The 16,655-nt window shown below is 71.1% G+C and carries 13 protein-coding genes; 9 read left to right on the plus strand and 4 right to left on the minus strand.

Annotation, left to right across the window (positions count from 1 at the left end; genetic code table 11):
* Positions 1-65 precede the first annotated feature (65 nt).
* A complete protein-coding gene (locus tag ACZ4YY_RS35955; protein WP_468299400.1) occupies positions 66-3,560 on the minus strand; it encodes an SCO5717 family growth-regulating ATPase in 3,495 nt (1,164 codons plus the stop codon).
* A gap of 478 nt (positions 3,561-4,038) precedes the next feature.
* Here ACZ4YY_RS35955 and ACZ4YY_RS35960 point away from each other — a divergent pair, with 478 nt between their 5' ends.
* Complete coding sequence (locus ACZ4YY_RS35960; RefSeq protein ID WP_468299402.1) at positions 4,039-5,538, plus strand: outer membrane protein assembly factor BamB family protein; 1,500 nt, start codon at positions 4,039-4,041, stop codon at positions 5,536-5,538.
* A gap of 48 nt (positions 5,539-5,586) precedes the next feature.
* Here the strand turns inward: ACZ4YY_RS35960 and ACZ4YY_RS35965 are convergent, their stop codons facing one another.
* Positions 5,587-5,877, minus strand: coding sequence for a DUF397 domain-containing protein (locus ACZ4YY_RS35965; RefSeq protein ID WP_468299404.1), 291 nt, complete (start codon positions 5,875-5,877; stop codon positions 5,587-5,589).
* Between the two features lie 266 nt (positions 5,878-6,143).
* Here ACZ4YY_RS35965 and rpsO point away from each other — a divergent pair, with 266 nt between their 5' ends.
* From rpsO to ACZ4YY_RS35990, 5 genes are all read left to right on the plus strand, one after another.
* Positions 6,144-6,434 (plus strand): 30S ribosomal protein S15, encoded by a 291-nt coding sequence (gene rpsO, locus ACZ4YY_RS35970; RefSeq protein WP_055719350.1) that lies wholly within the window; start codon positions 6,144-6,146, stop codon positions 6,432-6,434.
* A 311-nt stretch (positions 6,435-6,745) separates the two neighbouring features.
* Positions 6,746-8,980, plus strand: coding sequence for a polyribonucleotide nucleotidyltransferase (locus tag ACZ4YY_RS35975; RefSeq protein ID WP_468299406.1), 2,235 nt, complete (start codon positions 6,746-6,748; stop codon positions 8,978-8,980).
* Positions 8,977-10,356, plus strand: a complete 1,380-nt coding sequence (locus ACZ4YY_RS35980) for a M16 family metallopeptidase (protein ID WP_468299408.1) — start codon at positions 8,977-8,979, stop codon at positions 10,354-10,356. The genes ACZ4YY_RS35975 and ACZ4YY_RS35980 overlap by 4 nt, the downstream gene beginning before the upstream one ends.
* Before the next feature lie 24 nt (positions 10,357-10,380).
* On the plus strand, positions 10,381-11,133 hold the full coding sequence (gene dapB, locus ACZ4YY_RS35985; RefSeq protein WP_468299410.1) for a 4-hydroxy-tetrahydrodipicolinate reductase: 753 nt from the start codon (positions 10,381-10,383) through the stop codon (positions 11,131-11,133).
* Between the two features lie 12 nt (positions 11,134-11,145).
* Positions 11,146-11,589, plus strand: coding sequence for a DUF485 domain-containing protein (locus ACZ4YY_RS35990; RefSeq protein ID WP_468299412.1), 444 nt, complete (start codon positions 11,146-11,148; stop codon positions 11,587-11,589).
* Between the two features lie 68 nt (positions 11,590-11,657).
* Here the strand turns inward: ACZ4YY_RS35990 and ACZ4YY_RS35995 are convergent, their stop codons facing one another.
* The gene (locus tag ACZ4YY_RS35995; protein WP_468299414.1) at positions 11,658-12,209 is read right to left on the minus strand and encodes a hypothetical protein; all 552 of its coding nucleotides are present in this window, start codon (positions 12,207-12,209) and stop codon (positions 11,658-11,660) included.
* Positions 12,210-12,299: 90 nt separating this feature from the next.
* Entirely contained in the window at positions 12,300-12,536 is a 237-nt protein-coding gene (locus ACZ4YY_RS36000) for a hypothetical protein (RefSeq protein WP_468299416.1), read from the minus strand.
* Positions 12,537-12,665: 129 nt separating this feature from the next.
* Between ACZ4YY_RS36000 and thyX the strand changes: the two genes are divergently transcribed.
* The 3 genes from thyX (at position 12,666) to ACZ4YY_RS36015 (ending at position 16,357) form a co-directional block, all read left to right on the plus strand.
* Positions 12,666-13,418: an FAD-dependent thymidylate synthase gene (gene thyX, locus ACZ4YY_RS36005; RefSeq protein WP_468299418.1), complete on the plus strand. Its 753-nt coding sequence runs from the start codon at positions 12,666-12,668 to the stop codon at positions 13,416-13,418.
* A gap of 192 nt (positions 13,419-13,610) precedes the next feature.
* Complete coding sequence (gene dapA / locus ACZ4YY_RS36010; protein WP_468299420.1) at positions 13,611-14,510, plus strand: 4-hydroxy-tetrahydrodipicolinate synthase; 900 nt, start codon at positions 13,611-13,613, stop codon at positions 14,508-14,510.
* Between the two features lie 161 nt (positions 14,511-14,671).
* Positions 14,672-16,357, plus strand: coding sequence for a ribonuclease J (locus ACZ4YY_RS36015; RefSeq protein ID WP_468299422.1), 1,686 nt, complete (start codon positions 14,672-14,674; stop codon positions 16,355-16,357).
* Positions 16,358-16,655 lie beyond the last annotated feature (298 nt).

Consider the following 16,655-nt stretch of genomic DNA (forward strand, 5'->3'; position numbering starts at 1 on the left):
ACGCGAAGGGCGGCCGGTGTCCCAGGACACCGGCCGCCCTTCGCGTTGTGTGGCCTACCGCGGGTCTACTGCTGCGGGGGCGGGGGAGGGGTCTGCGGGTACGGCTGGCCGGGCTGGGGCGGGTACGGCTGCTGCCCCGGGTGCGCGGGCTGGCCCTGGTGGCCCGGCTGCTGCGGGAACGGCTGCGCCGGCGGCCGGCCCTGCGGGCCCGGTTGTCCCGGCTGGGGGTACGGCTGACCCGGCTGGGGGGCCTGCGGATACGGCTGGCCCACCGCCTGGGGCGGGTAGGGCTGGCCCGGCAGCGGCTGGCCCGGCAGGGGCGGGGCGGCCACCGGCGGCGGGTTGCCGTCGCTCGTCCACAGGCCGTGCATCTGCTGGTGGCGGACGAAGTCCTCCGCGACCATCGCCGCGAGGTTGAAGTACGCCTCCCGCACCTTCGGCCGCATCATGTCCAGGTCGACCTCGGCACCTGCGGAGAGATGCTCGTCGAACGGAACGACGACGACACCCCGGCAGCGCGTCTCGAAGTGCGCCACGATGTCCTCGACCTTGATCATCTTGCCGGTCTCGCGGACCCCGGAGATGACGGTGAGGGACCGCGAGACGAGCTCGGCGTACCCGTGCGCGGACAGCCAGTCCAGCGTGGTGCTCGCGCTGCTCGCCCCGTCCACCGACGGCGTGGAGATGATGATGAGCTGGTCGGCGAGGTCGAGCACCCCGCGCATCGCGCTGTAGAGCAGGCCGGTGCCCGAGTCGGTCAGGATGATCGGGTACTGCTTGCCGAGCACGTCGATCGCGCGCCGGTAGTCCTCGTCGTTGAACGTCGTGGAGACGGCCGGGTCGACGTCGTTGGCGATGATCTCCAGGCCGGAGGGGGCCTGGGAGGTGAACCGCCGGATGTCCATGTACGAGTTGAGGTACGGGATCGCCTGGACGAGGTCGCGGATGGTGGCCCCGGTCTCGCGCCGCACCCGGCGGCCGAGGGTCCCGGCGTCCGGGTTGGCGTCGATCGCGAGGATCTTGTCCTGGCGCTCGGTGGCCAGCGTCGAGCCGAGCGCCGTGGTGGTCGTGGTCTTGCCCACGCCGCCCTTGAGGCTGATGACCGCGATCCGGTAGCAGGACAGCACGGGCGTGCGGATCAGCTCCAGCTTGCGCTGCCGCTCGGCCTCCTCCTTCTTCCCGCCCAGCTTGAACCGTGACCCGCCGACGGCCGGACGGCTGCTCTTCGCCTTCTGCTTCTTGTTGTTGAGCAGCCGGTCCGAGGACAGCTCCACGGCGGCGGTGTAACCCAGCGGCGCGGCACCCGGGTTGACCGGCTGCCGCTGATCGTGCTGGATCGGCTGCGGCCAGGCGGCACCGGCGCGCGGGTCGGCGGGAGGGACGGGCGGCTGGGGGGCCGCGGCCTGGGGCTGGGGAGCCGGCGGCTGCGGGGCCTGGGGCTGGGGTGAGGCGGTCGGCTGCGGGAAGCCGTAGCCGGCCGGGGCGTTGGGGCCGGCCTGAGAGTGGGGGGCCTGGGGCTGAGGGACTGCGGGGTGGGGGAAGCCGTAACCGGCGGCGGGCTGGGGAGCCGGCGGCTGCGGGGCCTGGGGCTGGGGCGCGGCGGTCGGCTGCGGGAAGCCGTAGCCCGCCGGGGCGGTGGGGCCGGCCGGGGGCTGAGGGGCTGAGGGCTGAGCGGCCGCAGGCGGAGCCGACGGCGGCTGGGACGCCTGCGGCTGCGGGGACTGCGCGGGGAAGCCCTGGGGGGCCTCCGGGGCGGCCTGAGGAGCGGCAGGCGGGAGCTGACCGTCGGCCTGCTGCGGGATGCCGGGGTGCGGCTGCGCGGCCTGCGGCGCCTGCGGGGCGGCCGGGGGCGCGGGAGGTGCCGGGGGCTGCGGGAAGCCGTAACCGTCGGGGGAGGCGGGCGGCGCGGGGGCCGCCGGGACGCCGGGGTGCGGGAAACCGTAGCCGGGCCGGGCGTCGGGGGCGGGGGGCTGGGGGAAGCCGTAGCCGGGCTGCGAACCGGGCGCCTGCGCGGGTGGGGTCGGCGGCGCGGCCGGGGCGGGGGGTTGGGGGAAGCCGTAGCCGTGCTGCGGGGCAGGAGGCTCCGGGGCCGGTGCGGCCGGCGGGTTCCAGGCGGGCGGCGCGGGCGGCTGAGCCGCGGCGGCGTCCACCGGCTGCGGCTGCGGCTGTGCGGGCCACTGGGCCGCCGGGGCGGGAGCGGCGGGCTGGTACGACGGCGGCAGCGGCGGCAGGCCGGTCTGCGGGGCCGGCGGGGGAGTCCAGGAGGGCGGGACGGCGTCCTGGGGCACGGCGTCCTGGGGCACGCTGTCCTGCGGCTCGTCGGAATCGGTCGGGACGGCGTCGTGGGGGACGGCGTCTGCGGGGACGGCGTCCGTCGGGACGGCGTCCGTCGGCTCCTCGTCGCCGGAGTCGGCCTGCGCAGCGGTGTCTTCCTCGACTGCGGGGCTCTGCGGCGGAGCGGCGTCCTCCACGGCAGGGGCCGACTCTTCGCCCGCCGCTCCGCTCGTCCTCCCGCCCGCATCCGCGTCCGCGTCCGGAACGTCAGCCGCGTCCGCGTCCGTGACGTCAGCCGTCGCGTGTTCCTTCACGTCAGCCGCGTCCGTCACGTCCGCCGTCGCGTCAGCCGCGTCCGCGTCCGTCACGTCCGCCGTCGCGTCTTCCGTCACAGCGGTGGCGTCCTCGCCGTCCCGCGACTCCGCCTCGTCGGCGTCCTCGGCCGGGAGGGAGGAACGCGCGTCGTCCGGCGTGCTCCCGACCTCCGCCCCGGCGACGGCGTCACTCCCGGCGTCGGCGTCACTCCCGGCGTCGGCGTCGGGGTCCGCGACGGTGTCGGCGCCGGCGTCAGCCGCGGCCCCACCGTCGGTCTCGTCCACGTCCCTGGCCGCGGCCTCTTCCGTCGCCTCCGGCTTCTCCCCCGACTCCGCGCTCTCCGCGGCCTGAACCGCAGCAGCGTGCTCCGCGATCTGCCGCTTCAGGGCGACCGACGAGAAGCGGATCGTGGCGCCGCTCTCCAGGGCGCCGTTCCCGAAGCCGTCGCCCTCGGAGCCTCCGCCCTCGGAGCCTCCGCCCTCGGAGCCTCCGCCCTCGGAGCCTCCGCCCTCGGAGCCGTCGGCCCCCGGCGCCTCGGCCCGCGGCTGCTGCGGCTCGAACCCGCTGTTCTCCGGCAGCCTGGGCACCTCGACCGGCTCGGCGGCCGCAGGGGCGGGCACCGGCGGCGGGGGCGGCGTGAAGGGCACGCCCGGCGCGGGAGGTGCAGGAGGCGCGGGAGGCGTGAACGGCGCCCCGGGCCCCGGCGGCACGAACGGCGCCCCGGGCGCCCCGCTCTCCGGCGCGGGCGGCGGCACCGCTCCCGGCGCCTGCGGCCCCGACGTGACCGAGGACGGGGAGTCCGTCCCGGGCTCCGACGCCCCGGAGCCCCCGGCCGCGTTCTGCGTGTACCAGGCGGGCGGCGCGTAGTCGATGGTGAAGTCGCCCGTCGTCTCGACGGGGGTCTCCGCGTCGGGCTGGTCATCGCCGGGTGTCGCCCAGCCCCCGCGGATCCCGTCCCGATCGCTGCTCACAGTTCCTCCTGGTGCGGTCGCCCCCCGTGGGTACATGACGGGGCGGCCAGTTCGTGTCGTTCGTCGTGGTCCGAGGCGGTCTGAGGTCGTCCGAGCGCCGGACCTTCCCCCGGAGACGTCGACGCCTCCACCACCGGCTCCGGCATCGCGTCCCGTACCAGCCTAATCATCAGGTGCCCCGCCCCGGCAGACCCGTCCACCGCCGAGCACCCGCCCACCGCGCCCCGACTCCACGGCGGGTACCCACATATCCGTCATGTCGTGAGCGGGAACGGCCCCATGACCCCACTTTGTTCACAACTCGCCTCAAGTGCGGTCCCACGCCGGGCGCTTGGGGCGCACGAGTCGCACCCGCTCGACGAGCCGTCGTGAACGCCAGGCATAGTAGGGCCCCTTCCCGCCGGCGAGGGCGGCCTCCACGCCTGCGAAGCGGCGCACGCGGGCCGCCGCGCCGCCGACACCGAAAGGACGTCACCGCGTGAGCTTCGGCCCGCCCCCTTCCCCCTACACGCAGTCCGCACTCGCGGCCGACCGCGAACGGGCCCGGCGCCGCAGCCGCGTGCTCGGCGCGGTCGCGGCCGTGGTCCTCATCCTCCTCGTCGCGGGCGGCGGCCTCCTGTGGTACGGCTCCGGCGGCGCCCCCGACGACAGCGGACCGACGGCCGTCGAACAGGCGCCGGACGAGATCAGGGAGACCACCGAGAAGGTGCCCGTCTCACCCGAGGGGGTCATGGCCGTCGAGCACGACGAGGAGAACCTCGCCAAGAGCACCGACACCAACCCCCGCTACGCACCCGGCACCTGGGCCACCGGGAAGATCGTCGCCAAGGGCGTCGCCAACCGCATCGAGGGCTACCGGCTCGACCCCGGGCTCGACACGGTGGCCTGGACGCTCCCGTTGGGCGGTCACCTCTGCGCCACCAGCCGGCACGTCACCGCCGACGGCCGTACCGCGGTCGTCATCCAGCCGCCGCAGGCCGCAGGCGGGGCGAAGGAGGGCGTCTGCAACCAGGTGGTGCTCGTCGACCTCGACACCGGCAAGAAGGTGTGGCAGAAGACGATGCCGTCGGCGGACTTCGCCTACGTCACGAACACCAACGTCACCCTGACCAAGGGCGTCGTCGCCGTGGCCTGGGGGCGCGGCTCGGCCGCGTACGACATGAAGAGCGGCAAGCAGCTCTGGAACAGCACGACGAGCTCCGCCTGCGAGGACAAGGGCTTCGCCGGCGGCCGCGCCCTGCTCGCGCTGCTCAGCTGCGGAGACCTGCCCGACGTGACGTACCAGGTGCAGAAACTCGACCCCCGCACCGGCAAGGCCCAGTGGACGTACAAGGTGGCGCGCGGCGTCCAGAGCGTCTACCTGCCCTCCTCGTCGCCGCCGGTCATCGCCGTCGCGGCGGGCGACAGCGCGGTGACGGACCTGCTCTCGCTCGACGACGACGGCAGGCACCTGGCTTCCCTCTCCCTGAGCGGCTACGACGCCAAGTGCGGCGACCGCTACTTCTCCCGGCCGTTCTTCGGGGTCGTGGAGAACTGCGACGGTGTCGTCGTGGGGCGGAAGCAGGCCTTTGTGATGAGCAAGGAGAACATCGCCATCGGTCAGCCGTCGGACTGGATCGTGGCCTTCGACCTGAAGACCGGCAAGACACAGGGCAAGTTCGACGGCCGCGAGTTGCAGAAGGTCTATCCGCTGCGGATGAGCGGCGACGACCTGCTGATCTACCGGCGGGGCGCCGACGCCCTCGCACCGGCCGCCGTCGTGAGCTGGAACCCCCGCACCGACAAGGAGACCCCGCTCCTGCTGTTCCAGCTGCCCGAGGACTCCGAGTCCGAACTCAGTGACCCGGAACAGTCCGACATCGTCTTCGAGCAGGGCAGCGCCTTCTTCGGCAAGCGGGAGCTGGTCCGCGACGACGAGGAGCCGACGGACCCGGTCCTGATGATCGTCGGCGTCACCGGCGCGGGCCTGAAGCACTGAGCACGTGGGGCGGACGTGCAGGAGAGGCCGTCACCTCTCCTGCCGCCCCTACGCCCCCTGACCGCCGTTGTGCGGAGCGGGCTCCAGGTCGAACTCCCCGTCCCGCGCACCCAGCACGAACGCCCGCCACTCCGCCTCGGTGTAGCGCAGCACCGTCCCCGGGTCGAGCGACGAGCGCATGGCCACCGCACCGTCGGGCAGGTAGGCGATCTCGACCCGCTCCTCCTGCTTCTCCGTACCCGGCGCGCAGTGCCACTCGACGCCGGAGATGTCCAGCGCGTACAGCTCGTCGCGCTCCCGCTCCTTGCGCGCCTTCGTCTCCGCTTCCGTCTCCGCCATTCCGCAGCGACCCCTTCCCCGACATCCGTACGATCAGCACGTTCACCCTAGTGGCCACACCCCGCGCGATCCGGGCCGTTCCGCAACCGGGGCGAATGCGTCCGCAACCACCTGGTACCCTGGTCGACGGCCGTGTGTGTACGCACCCCCGGAGCAGCCGCTCCGGAGGCCGCGCCCAGCGGATCCCCGCCTCCCGAGTAACGGAAGCTCCCCCGAGATGCAGACCGGGGGCACTCGGCGGCCACCACAGACTTCGAGGAGTACGCGTGTCGCTCGACGCCGCAGTGAAGAAGCAGATCATCTCCGAGTTCGGTACCAAGGAGGGCGACACCGGCTCCCCCGAGGTCCAGGTCGCTCTGCTGTCCCGTCGGATCTCCGACCTGACCGAGCACCTCAAGACCCACAAGCACGACCACCACTCCCGCCGTGGCCTGCTGATCCTGGTCGGTCAGCGCCGTCGCCTGCTGCAGTACCTGGCGAAGAAGGACATCCAGCGCTTCCGTGCGCTGGTCGACCGCCTCGGCATCCGTCGCGGTGCGGCGGGCGGCGCCAAGTAGGACGCCGTGGAGGGAGCGGTTCCCGGAAGGACTCGGGGCCGCTCCCTTTGCCGTACGTGCCGGGAACATGCGGAGTGTCACTCACGCTTTGTAGTGTGGTAGCACAACGCCATACGCACGACCCAGCACCACAAGGAAGAGGAGAAGCGCGCCACGCCGCCACCGGTCCTCGGTAGTGGCCCCCGGGAGACAGACCCCCCGGGTGCTTCGATCGAAGACCGGTCCGCACCGCACGGAGCGCTTCTCCGCCACCGTCCCCCTGCCACACGGGCAGCCGGGACAAAAGACGAAAAGTATCGGAGAAAACGCTAGTGGAGAACGAGACCCACTACGCCGAGGCCGTCATCGACAACGGTTCCTTCGGCACCCGCACCATCCGCTTCGAGACGGGCCGCCTGGCCCGCCAGGCCGCCGGCTCCGCCGTGGCCTACCTGGACGACGACACCATGGTGCTGTCGGCCACCACCGCCTCGAAGAACCCCAAGGACCAGCTCGACTTCTTCCCCCTCACGGTGGACGTCGAGGAGCGGATGTACGCCGCCGGCAAGATCCCCGGCAGCTTCTTCCGTCGTGAGGGCCGGCCGAGCGAGGACGCGATCCTCACGTGCCGCCTCATCGACCGCCCGCTGCGCCCGTCCTTCAAGAAGGGCCTGCGCAACGAGATCCAGGTCGTCGCCACGATCATGGCGCTCAACCCCGACCACCTGTACGACGTCGTCGCGATCAACGCCGCGTCCGCGTCCACCCAGCTGGCCGGTCTGCCCTTCTCCGGCCCCATCGGCGGCGTCCGCGTCGCGCTGATCAACGGCCAGTGGGTCGCGTTCCCGACGCACACCGAGCTCGAGGACGCCGTCTTCGACATGGTCGTCGCCGGTCGCGTCCTGGAGGACGGCGACGTCGCGATCATGATGGTCGAGGCCGAGGCCACCGAGAAGACCATCCAGCTGGTCCAGGGCGGCGCCGAGGCGCCCACCGAGGAGGTCGTCGCCTCCGGTCTGGACGCCGCGAAGCCCTTCATCAAGGTGCTCTGCAAGGCCCAGGCCGACCTCGCCTCGAAGGCCGCCAAGCCGACCGGCGAGTTCCCGGTCTTCCTCGACTACCAGGACGACGTCCTCGAGGCGCTGTCCGCGGCCGTCCGTCCCGAGCTCGCCCAGGCGCTCACCATCGCCGGCAAGCAGGAGCGCGAGGCCGAGCTGGACCGCGTCAAGGCGCTCGCCGCCGAGAAGCTCCTGCCGGAGTTCGAGGGCCGCGAGAAGGAGATCTCCGCCGCCTACCGCTCCCTGACCAAGCAGCTCGTCCGCGAGCGCGTGATCAAGGAGAAGAAGCGCATCGACGGCCGCGGCGTCACGGACATCCGTACGCTCGCCGCCGAGGTCGAGGCCATCCCGCGCGTGCACGGCTCCGCGCTGTTCGAGCGTGGCGAGACCCAGATCCTGGGCGTCACCACCCTCAACATGCTGCGCATGGAGCAGCAGCTGGACACCCTCTCCCCGGTGACCCGCAAGCGCTACATGCACAACTACAACTTCCCGCCGTACTCCGTCGGCGAGACCGGCCGCGTCGGCTCCCCCAAGCGCCGCGAGATCGGCCACGGCGCCCTCGCCGAGCGCGCCATCGTGCCGGTCCTGCCGACGCGCGAGGAGTTCCCCTACGCGATCCGTCAGGTCTCCGAGGCCCTCGGCTCCAACGGCTCCACGTCGATGGGCTCGGTCTGCGCCTCCACCATGTCGCTGCTGAACGCCGGTGTGCCGCTGAAGGCCCCCGTCGCCGGTATCGCCATGGGCCTGATCTCCCAGGAGATCAACGGCGAGACGCACTACGTCGCCCTCACCGACATCCTCGGTGCGGAGGACGCCTTCGGCGACATGGACTTCAAGGTCGCCGGCACCAAGGAGTTCGTCACCGCCCTCCAGCTCGACACCAAGCTGGACGGCATCCCCGCCTCCGTCCTGGCCGCCGCCCTCAAGCAGGCCCGTGACGCCCGCCTCCACATCCTCGACGTGATGATGGAAGCGATCGACACGCCGGACGAGATGTCCCCCAACGCCCCGCGGATCATCACCGTCAAGATCCCCGTGGACAAGATCGGCGAGGTCATCGGCCCCAAGGGCAAGATGATCAACCAGATCCAGGAGGACACGGGCGCCGAGATCACGATCGAGGACGACGGCACCATCTACATCGGTGCCCAGGTCGGCTCGCAGGCCGAGGCCGCCCGCGCCACGATCAACGGCATCGCCAACCCGACGATGCCCGAGGTCGGCGAGCGCTACCTCGGCACGGTCGTCAAGACCACGACCTTCGGCGCGTTCGTCTCCCTGCTCCCCGGCAAGGACGGTCTGCTGCACATCTCGCAGATCCGCAAGCTCGCCGGCGGCAAGCGCGTGGAGAACGTCGAGGACGTCCTCGGCGTGGGCCAGAAGGTCCAGGTCGAGATCGCCGAGATCGACTCCCGCGGCAAGCTCTCCCTCGTCCCCGTGATCGAGGGTGAGGACGAGTCCGACGGCGGCTCCGCCGACGACCAGAAGGACGACGCCGAGCAGTGACGTCCCGTGGCTCCAAGGCGACGGCCCGCACCTCTTCGGAGGCGCGGGCCGTCGCCCGTACCCAAACCCTCATCAAGGGCGACAACGGCATCGGCACGGTCCGCAAGACCACCCTCCCGGGCGGTCTGCGCATCGTCACCGAAACCCTGCCCTCGGTGCGCTCCGCCACCTTCGGCATCTGGGCCCACGTCGGCTCCCGCGACGAGACCCCCTCCCTGAACGGCGCCACCCACTACCTGGAGCACCTGCTCTTCAAGGGCACGACCCGCAGGTCGGCGCTGGACATCTCCTCCGCCCTCGACGCGGTCGGCGGCGAGATGAACGCGTTCACGGCGAAGGAGTACACGTGCTACTACGCACGCGTGCTCGACAGCGACCTGCCTCTCGCCATCGACGTCGTCTGCGACATGCTGACCGGCTCCCTCATCCTCGAGGAGGACGTCGACGTCGAGCGCGGCGCGATCCTCGAGGAGATCGCGATGACCGAGGACGACCCCGGCGACTGCGTGCACGACCTGTTCGCGCAGACCATGTTCGGCGACAACCCCCTCGGCCGCCCCGTCCTCGGCACGGTCGACACGGTCAACGCCCTCACCGCCGACCGCATCCGCCGCTTCTACAAGAAGCACTACGACCCCACCCACCTCGTGGTCGCCGCGGCCGGCAACATCGACCACAACAAGGTCGTACGCCACGTCCGCGCCGCCTTCGAGAAGGCGGGCGCCCTCAAGGACCCCACCGCCACCCCCATCGCCCCGCGCGAGGGCCGGCGCACGATCCGCACCGCCGGCCGCGTCGACCTGGTCGGACGCAAGACCGAGCAGGCGCACGTCGTCCTCGGCATGCCCGGCCTGGCCCGCACCGACGACCGCCGCTGGGCGCTCGGCGTGCTCAACACCGCCCTGGGCGGCGGCATGTCCTCCCGCCTCTTCCAGGAGGTCCGCGAGAAGCGCGGCCTGGCCTACAGCGTGTACTCGTACACCTCCGGCTTCGCCGACTGCGGCCTGTTCGGCGTCTACGCCGGCTGCCGCCCCTCGCAGGTCCACGACGTGCTGAAGATCTGCCGCGACGAACTCGACCACGTCGCCGAGCACGGCCTGTCCGACGACGAGATCGACCGCGCCATCGGCCAGCTCCGCGGCTCCACGGTCCTCGGCCTGGAGGACACCGGCGCGCTGATGAACCGCATCGGCAAGAGCGAGCTGTGCTGGGGCGAGCAGATGTCGGTCGACGAGATGCTGACCAGGATCGCGCTGGTGACCCCGGACGAGGTCCGCTCGGTGGCCCGCGACATCTTCGGACGGCGCCCGTCGCTGTCGGTCATCGGCCCGCTCAAGGACAAGCAGGCGTCCCGTCTGCACGAGGCCGTCGCCTAACCATCCCCGAAGGAAGCAACAGACATGAGCAAGCTGCGCGTGGCGGTCCTCGGCGCCAAGGGCCGGATCGGTTCCGAGGCGGTCCGGGCGGTCGAGGCCGCCGAGGACATGGAACTGGTCGCCGCCCTGAGCCGGGGCGACAAGCTGGAGACCCTGACCGAGGCCGGCGCCCAGGTCGTCGTCGAACTGACCACCCCCGCCTCGGTCATGAACAACCTCGACTTCTGCGTGGGACACGGCATCCACGCCGTGGTCGGCACCACCGGCTGGACCGACGAGCGCCTCGCGCACCTCCGCGGCCGACTGGCCGACTCCCCGGGGACTGGCGTGCTCATCGCGCCGAACTTCTCCATCGGAGCCGTGCTCACCATGAAGTTCGCGCAGATCGCCGCGCCCTACTTCGAATCCGTCGAGGTCGTCGAACTGCACCACCCCGACAAGGTGGACGCCCCCTCCGGCACCGCCACACGCACCGCCCAGCTCATCGCCGAGGCCCGCCGCACGGCCGGCACCGCCCCGGCCCCGGACGCCACCGCCACGGCCCTGGACGGTGCCCGTGGCGCGAACGTCGACGGCGTCCCCGTCCACGCCGTCCGCCTGCGCGGCCTCCTCGCCCACCAGGAGGTCCTGCTCGGCGGCGAGGGCGAGACCCTCACCGTGCGGCACGACTCCCTGCACCACAGCAGCTTCATGCCGGGCATCCTGCTCGGCGCGCGCCGCGTGGTGACCACCCCGGGTCTGACCTTCGGCCTGGAACACTTCCTCGACCTGAACTGAGCCCCCACCCCCATGCGCGCCAAGGTCTCCTACGCCATCACCGCCGCCGTCCTGGTCTTCTACTTCGGCCTGGTCGGCAGCCGTGGCGTCATGCTCATCCAGGCCGGCACCCCGGTGACCGTCACCTTCGGGGTGGCGGTGCTGATCCTGCCGGTCATCGGCGTGTGGTTCCTGTGGAAGAACACCCAGTTCGTCCGCAGGGCCAACGCCCTCGCCACCGAACTCGAGGCCGAGGGCGGCCTCCCCGTCGACGAGCTGAAGCGCACCCCCGGCGGCCGGATCGACCGCGACTCGGCCGACGAGGTCTTCGCCCGCCGCAAGGCCGAGACCGAGGCGGCCCCCGAGGACTGGCGCACCTGGTTCCGCCTCGCCGTCGCCTACCACGACGCCCGGGACACCCCGCGCGCCCGCAAGGCGATGCAGCGCGCGATCACACTGCACCAGACCTCACGCTGAGACGACACACCGGTGGGCCCGGTCGGCAGCACCTGCCGACCGGGCCCACCGGTGTGTCGTCCGCCCGCTCAGGGCTGCCGGTACTCGTCGGTCCACGCCTCCACCGCGTCCGAGGCCCGGTCGAAGGCCTCGGGCCGGGCCAGGAAGTCGGCCCCGTGCGTGGTCAGCAGCGTCGTGACCTCGCCCGCCCGGTCCCGCCGCACCAGCGTCAGGGCCTGACCCTGCACGGTCCGCGGCAGCCCCAGCCAGCGCACCGGCTGCTGTGCGGTCCGTACGGCCATGACCCGGTTCCAGGTCACCGTCCGCGTCGCGAAGAACCGCACGTGACGCAGCCCGCGCGCGCTCACCCACACGCCGACGCGCAGCAGCCGCAGGGCCCCGCCGATCACCAGCACCGAGAGACCGAGGATGACAGCGGCCTCGGACACCGAGCCGGTCAGGGCGATGACGACCGCCGCGAGCAGCACGTACGAGGCGAGCAGCAGACACAGCGCGGCCACACCGACACGCCAGGGCCCGGGGCGGTACGGGCGCCGCCAGGCGTCACGATCGTCGAAGGGCAACGCGACGTCGTCCGCCGGCTCGAACGCGCGGTCGGCCGTCAGGAAGGGCAGGGGCACGGCTGGTCCTCACTCAATCCATGCGTGGGCTGTGCCCGGTGAGGCTATCCGCCCGTGTCTGCCCTCACCACTTCCGGGGCCCGGATGGAGTCAGCGCCCCTGTGAGGCCTGGGATTGCTGGGTCTGCGCGGAATGGTCCAGCGACAGTGCCGGCATCCCGATGACCAGGGAACCCACCAGCCCGGCCACGATGGTGAGCCCCATCAGCCAGCGCCCGGCCATCTGACCGACGGACGCCCGCTCCGGGGGCGGGGGAGCGACGTTGCTGCGGAACCGGTCGGCCTCGGCAAGGAAGGCGTAGGGCACGGGTTCACGCCGACGGAGCATGGGAGAGACCGCTCCTTTCGGGTCTCGGGGGATCAACTGTCACCAACTCAGACGAACGAGTGCCACAAATGGTGCCGCCCACGCCCCGTAGAGTGGGCGCGCATTCGGAAGTGACGGGAAGGACCTGCTGTGACCACCGCCGACGACCCCAAGCCCGCTCCGCACAGTGAGGTGACACTGCGCGGCGACGTCACCGTTGAGCTGGTGAAGTCCAGCGCCAGGGACTCGGACGTCCTGTTCGCCGCCCGGGTCTCGACCCTCGGCGACCAATCCCTCGACGAGTTGCAGAAGGACCCCGAGCGCTCCAAGGGCCTGATCAATTACCTCATGCGGGACCGCCACGGCAGCCCCTTCGAGCACAACTCGATGACCTTCTTCATCAGCGCACCGATCTTCGTCTTCCGCGAGTTCATGCGTCACCGCGTCGGATGGTCGTACAACGAGGAATCGGGCCGGTACCGGGAGCTCCAGCCGGTCTTCTACGCCCCGGACGAGTCCCGCAAGCTGGTTCAGCAGGGCCGCCCCGGCAAGTACGTCTTCGTCGAGGGAACCCCGTCCCAGCACGCCACGGTCAACCGCGTGCTCGAGGAGTCCTACCAGCAGGCGTACGCCGCCTACCAGAAGCTCCTCGCGGAGGGCGTCGCCCGTGAGGTCGCCCGCTCCGTCCTCCCCGTCGGCCTGTTCTCCTCGATGTACGCCACCTGCAACGCGCGCTCCCTGATGCACTTCCTCGGCCTGCGCACCCAGCACGAGCTGGCGAAGGTGCCGTCCTTCCCGCAGCGGGAGATCGAGATGGTCGGCGAGAAGATGGAGGCCGAGTGGGCGAAGCTCATGCCCCTCACCTACGCCGCGTTCAACGCCAACGGGCGAGTGGCGCCGTAACGGAGACGTATGTACGGATCAGCCCTGCGAAGTGTCCGTATTGCGACATTTAGCGAAGTTCATCTAGCCTGATCAAACGGACCCGGCACTGCTTGAACCCCCGAGCAGGCAGTGCCGGGTTCCACCTTTGTCACGACTTGTCGCCCGACCCGAGGGCAGACCCCGCTCTGAGCAACGAGTAGCGTGTTACCCATGGCTCCGACCTCCACTCCGCAGACCCCCTTCGGGCGGGTCCTCACCGCCATGGTCACGCCCTTCACGGCGGACGGCGCACTCGACCTCGACGGCGCTCAGCGGCTCGCCACCCACCTGGTGGACGCAGGCAACGACGGCCTGATCGTCAACGGCACCACCGGCGAGTCCCCGACCACCAGCGACGCGGAGAAATCGGACCTGGTACGAGCCGTCCTGGAGGCCGTCGGCGACCGGGCCCACGTCGTGGCCGGAGTCGGCACCAACGACACCCGTCACAGCATCGAGCTGGCGCGCGCCGCGCAGCAGACCGGCGCACACGGCCTGCTGGTCGTCACCCCGTACTACAACAAGCCCCCGCAGGAGGGCCTGTACCGGCACTTCACGGCCGTCGCCGACGCCACCGAGCTGCCGGTCATGCTCTACGACATCCCCGGCCGCAGCGGCGTCCCCATCAACACCGAGACGCTCGTCCGCCTCGCGGAGCATCCCCGGATCGTCGCCAACAAGGACGCCAAGGGTGACCTCGGCCGCGCCAGCTGGGCCATCGCCCGCTCCGCCCTGGCCTGGTACTCCGGCGACGACATGCTGAACCTGCCGCTGCTCTCCGTGGGCGGGGTCGGTTTCGTCTCGGTCGTCGGCCACGTCGTCACCCCTGACCTGCGCGCCCTCGTCGACGCCTTCGTCGCCGGTGAGGTCCAGAAGGCCGCCGAGATCCACCAGAAGCTGCTTCCGGTCTACACGGGCATGTTCCGCACCCAGGGCGTGATGACCACCAAGGCCGCGCTCGCCCTCCAGGGACTGCCCGCCGGCCCGCTGCGCGCTCCCATGGTCGAGTGCTCGCCCGAAGAGGTCGAGCAACTCAAGATCGATCTTGCCGCGGGCGGGGTACAGCTCTGACATCGGACTTTCCGCGGCCGCCCCGGGCCGCGACAGACTTCACAACTGAATAGCCGCAGGCCACCGGTGCCTGCATGTCCCAACGACAACTGCTTCTGCACGAACGTCATACGCGCCACGTGCCCGACCGGTACGTGGCGCGCGTGGTTGAGGAGAGTCTTTTGAGCCATCCGCATCCCGAACTGAGCCCGCCCCCGCCGCTCCCCGAGGGCGGCCTGCGGGTCACCCCACTCGGCGGCCTCGGCGAGATCGGCCGGAACATGACCGTCTTCGAGTACGGCGGCCGCCTGTTGATCGTCGACTGCGGAGTCCTCTTCCCCGAGGAGGAGCAGCCCGGAATCGACCTGATCCTGCCGGACTTCTCGTCCATCAGGGACCGCCTCGGCGACATCGAGGGCATCGTCCTGACGCACGGCCACGAGGACCACATCGGCGGCGTCCCCTTCCTCCTGCGCGAGAAGCCGGACATCCCGCTGATCGGCTCCAAGCTGACCCTCGCCCTGATCGAGGCCAAGCTCCAGGAGCACCGCATCCGCCCCTACACCCTTGAGGTGGAGGAGGGGAACCGCGAGCGCATCGGTCCCTTCGACTGCGAGTTCATCGCGGTCAACCACTCCATCCCGGACGCCCTGGCCGTGGCCATCCGCACGCCGGCCGGCATGGTGGTGCACACCGGCGACTTCAAGATGGACCAGCTGCCGCTGGACAACCGCCTCACCGACCTCCACGCGTTCGCACGGCTGAGCGAGGAAGGCATCGACCTCCTCCTCAGCGACTCCACGAACGCCGAGGTGCCCGGGTTCACCCCGCACGAGCGCGACATCTCCAACGTGCTGCGCCAGGTCTTCGCGGGCGCCCGCAAGCGGATCATCGTGGCGAGCTTCGCCAGCCACGTCCACCGCATCCAGCAGATCCTGGACGCGGCACACGAGTACGGCCGCCGGGTCGCTTTCGTCGGCCGTTCGATGGTCCGCAACATGGGCATCGCCCGCGACCTGGGCTATCTGAAGGTCCCGCCGGGTCTGGTCGTCGACGTCAAGACCCTCGACGACCTCCCGGACCACCAGGTGGTCCTGGTCTGCACCGGCTCCCAGGGCGAACCGATGGCCGCCCTGTCGAGGATGGCGAACAGGGACCACCAGATCCGCATCGTCGACGGCGACACGGTGATCCTGGCGTCCTCCCTGATCCCGGGCAACGAGAACGCGGTGTACCGCGTGATCAACGGCCTGACCCGTTGGGGCGCCAACGTCGTCCACAAGGGCAACGCCAAGGTCCACGTCTCCGGCCACGCCTCCGCGGGCGAGCTGCTGTACTTCTACAACATCTGCCGCCCCCGGAACCTGATGCCGGTCCACGGCGAATGGCGCCACCTCCGCGCCAACGCCGAGCTGGGCGCCATGACGGGCGTCCCGCACGACAGGATCGTCATCGCCGAGGACGGCGTCGCGGTCGACCTCATCGAGGGCAAGGCCAAGATCTCCGGCAAGGTCCAGGCGGGCTACGTGTACGTCGACGGCCTCTCGGTCGGCGACGTCGGCGAGCCGGCCCTGAAGGACCGCAAGATCCTGGGTGACGAGGGCATCATCTCGGTCTTCGTGGTCATCGACTCGTCGACCGGCAAGATCACCGGTGGCCCGCACGTGCAGGCCCGCGGTTCGGGAATCGAGGACTCCGTCTTCGCGGACGTCGTCCCGAAGATCACCGAGGTCCTGGAACGCTCGGCGCAGGACGGCGTCGTCGAACCCCACCAGATGCAGCAGCTCGTCCGCCGCACGCTGGGCAAGTGGGTCTCCGACAACTATCGCCGCAGGCCGATGATCCTCCCGGTGGTCGTGGAGGTCTGACCCGCGGACGACCCCTCGTACGCGTGAACCCGGAGCGGGGCCCTCGATTTGCATCGGGGCGCCCCGCTCCAGTACGTTTACGGCTCCGCCTGAACGGGAACCCGGCCACTTCATGTGCGTTCGGACCCCTCCTGAGAGGGGCGGGAAATCCGACTCAGAACTTCTGATAAAGTCGGAACCGCCGGAAAGGAAACCGCGAAACAAAAGCGGGAACCTGGAAAGCGCCGAGGAAATCGGATCGAGAAAAGATCTGATAGAGTCGGAAACGCAAGACCGAAGGGAAGCGCCCGGAGGAAAG

This window comes from Streptomyces sp. NPDC030143 (assembly GCF_055573695.1).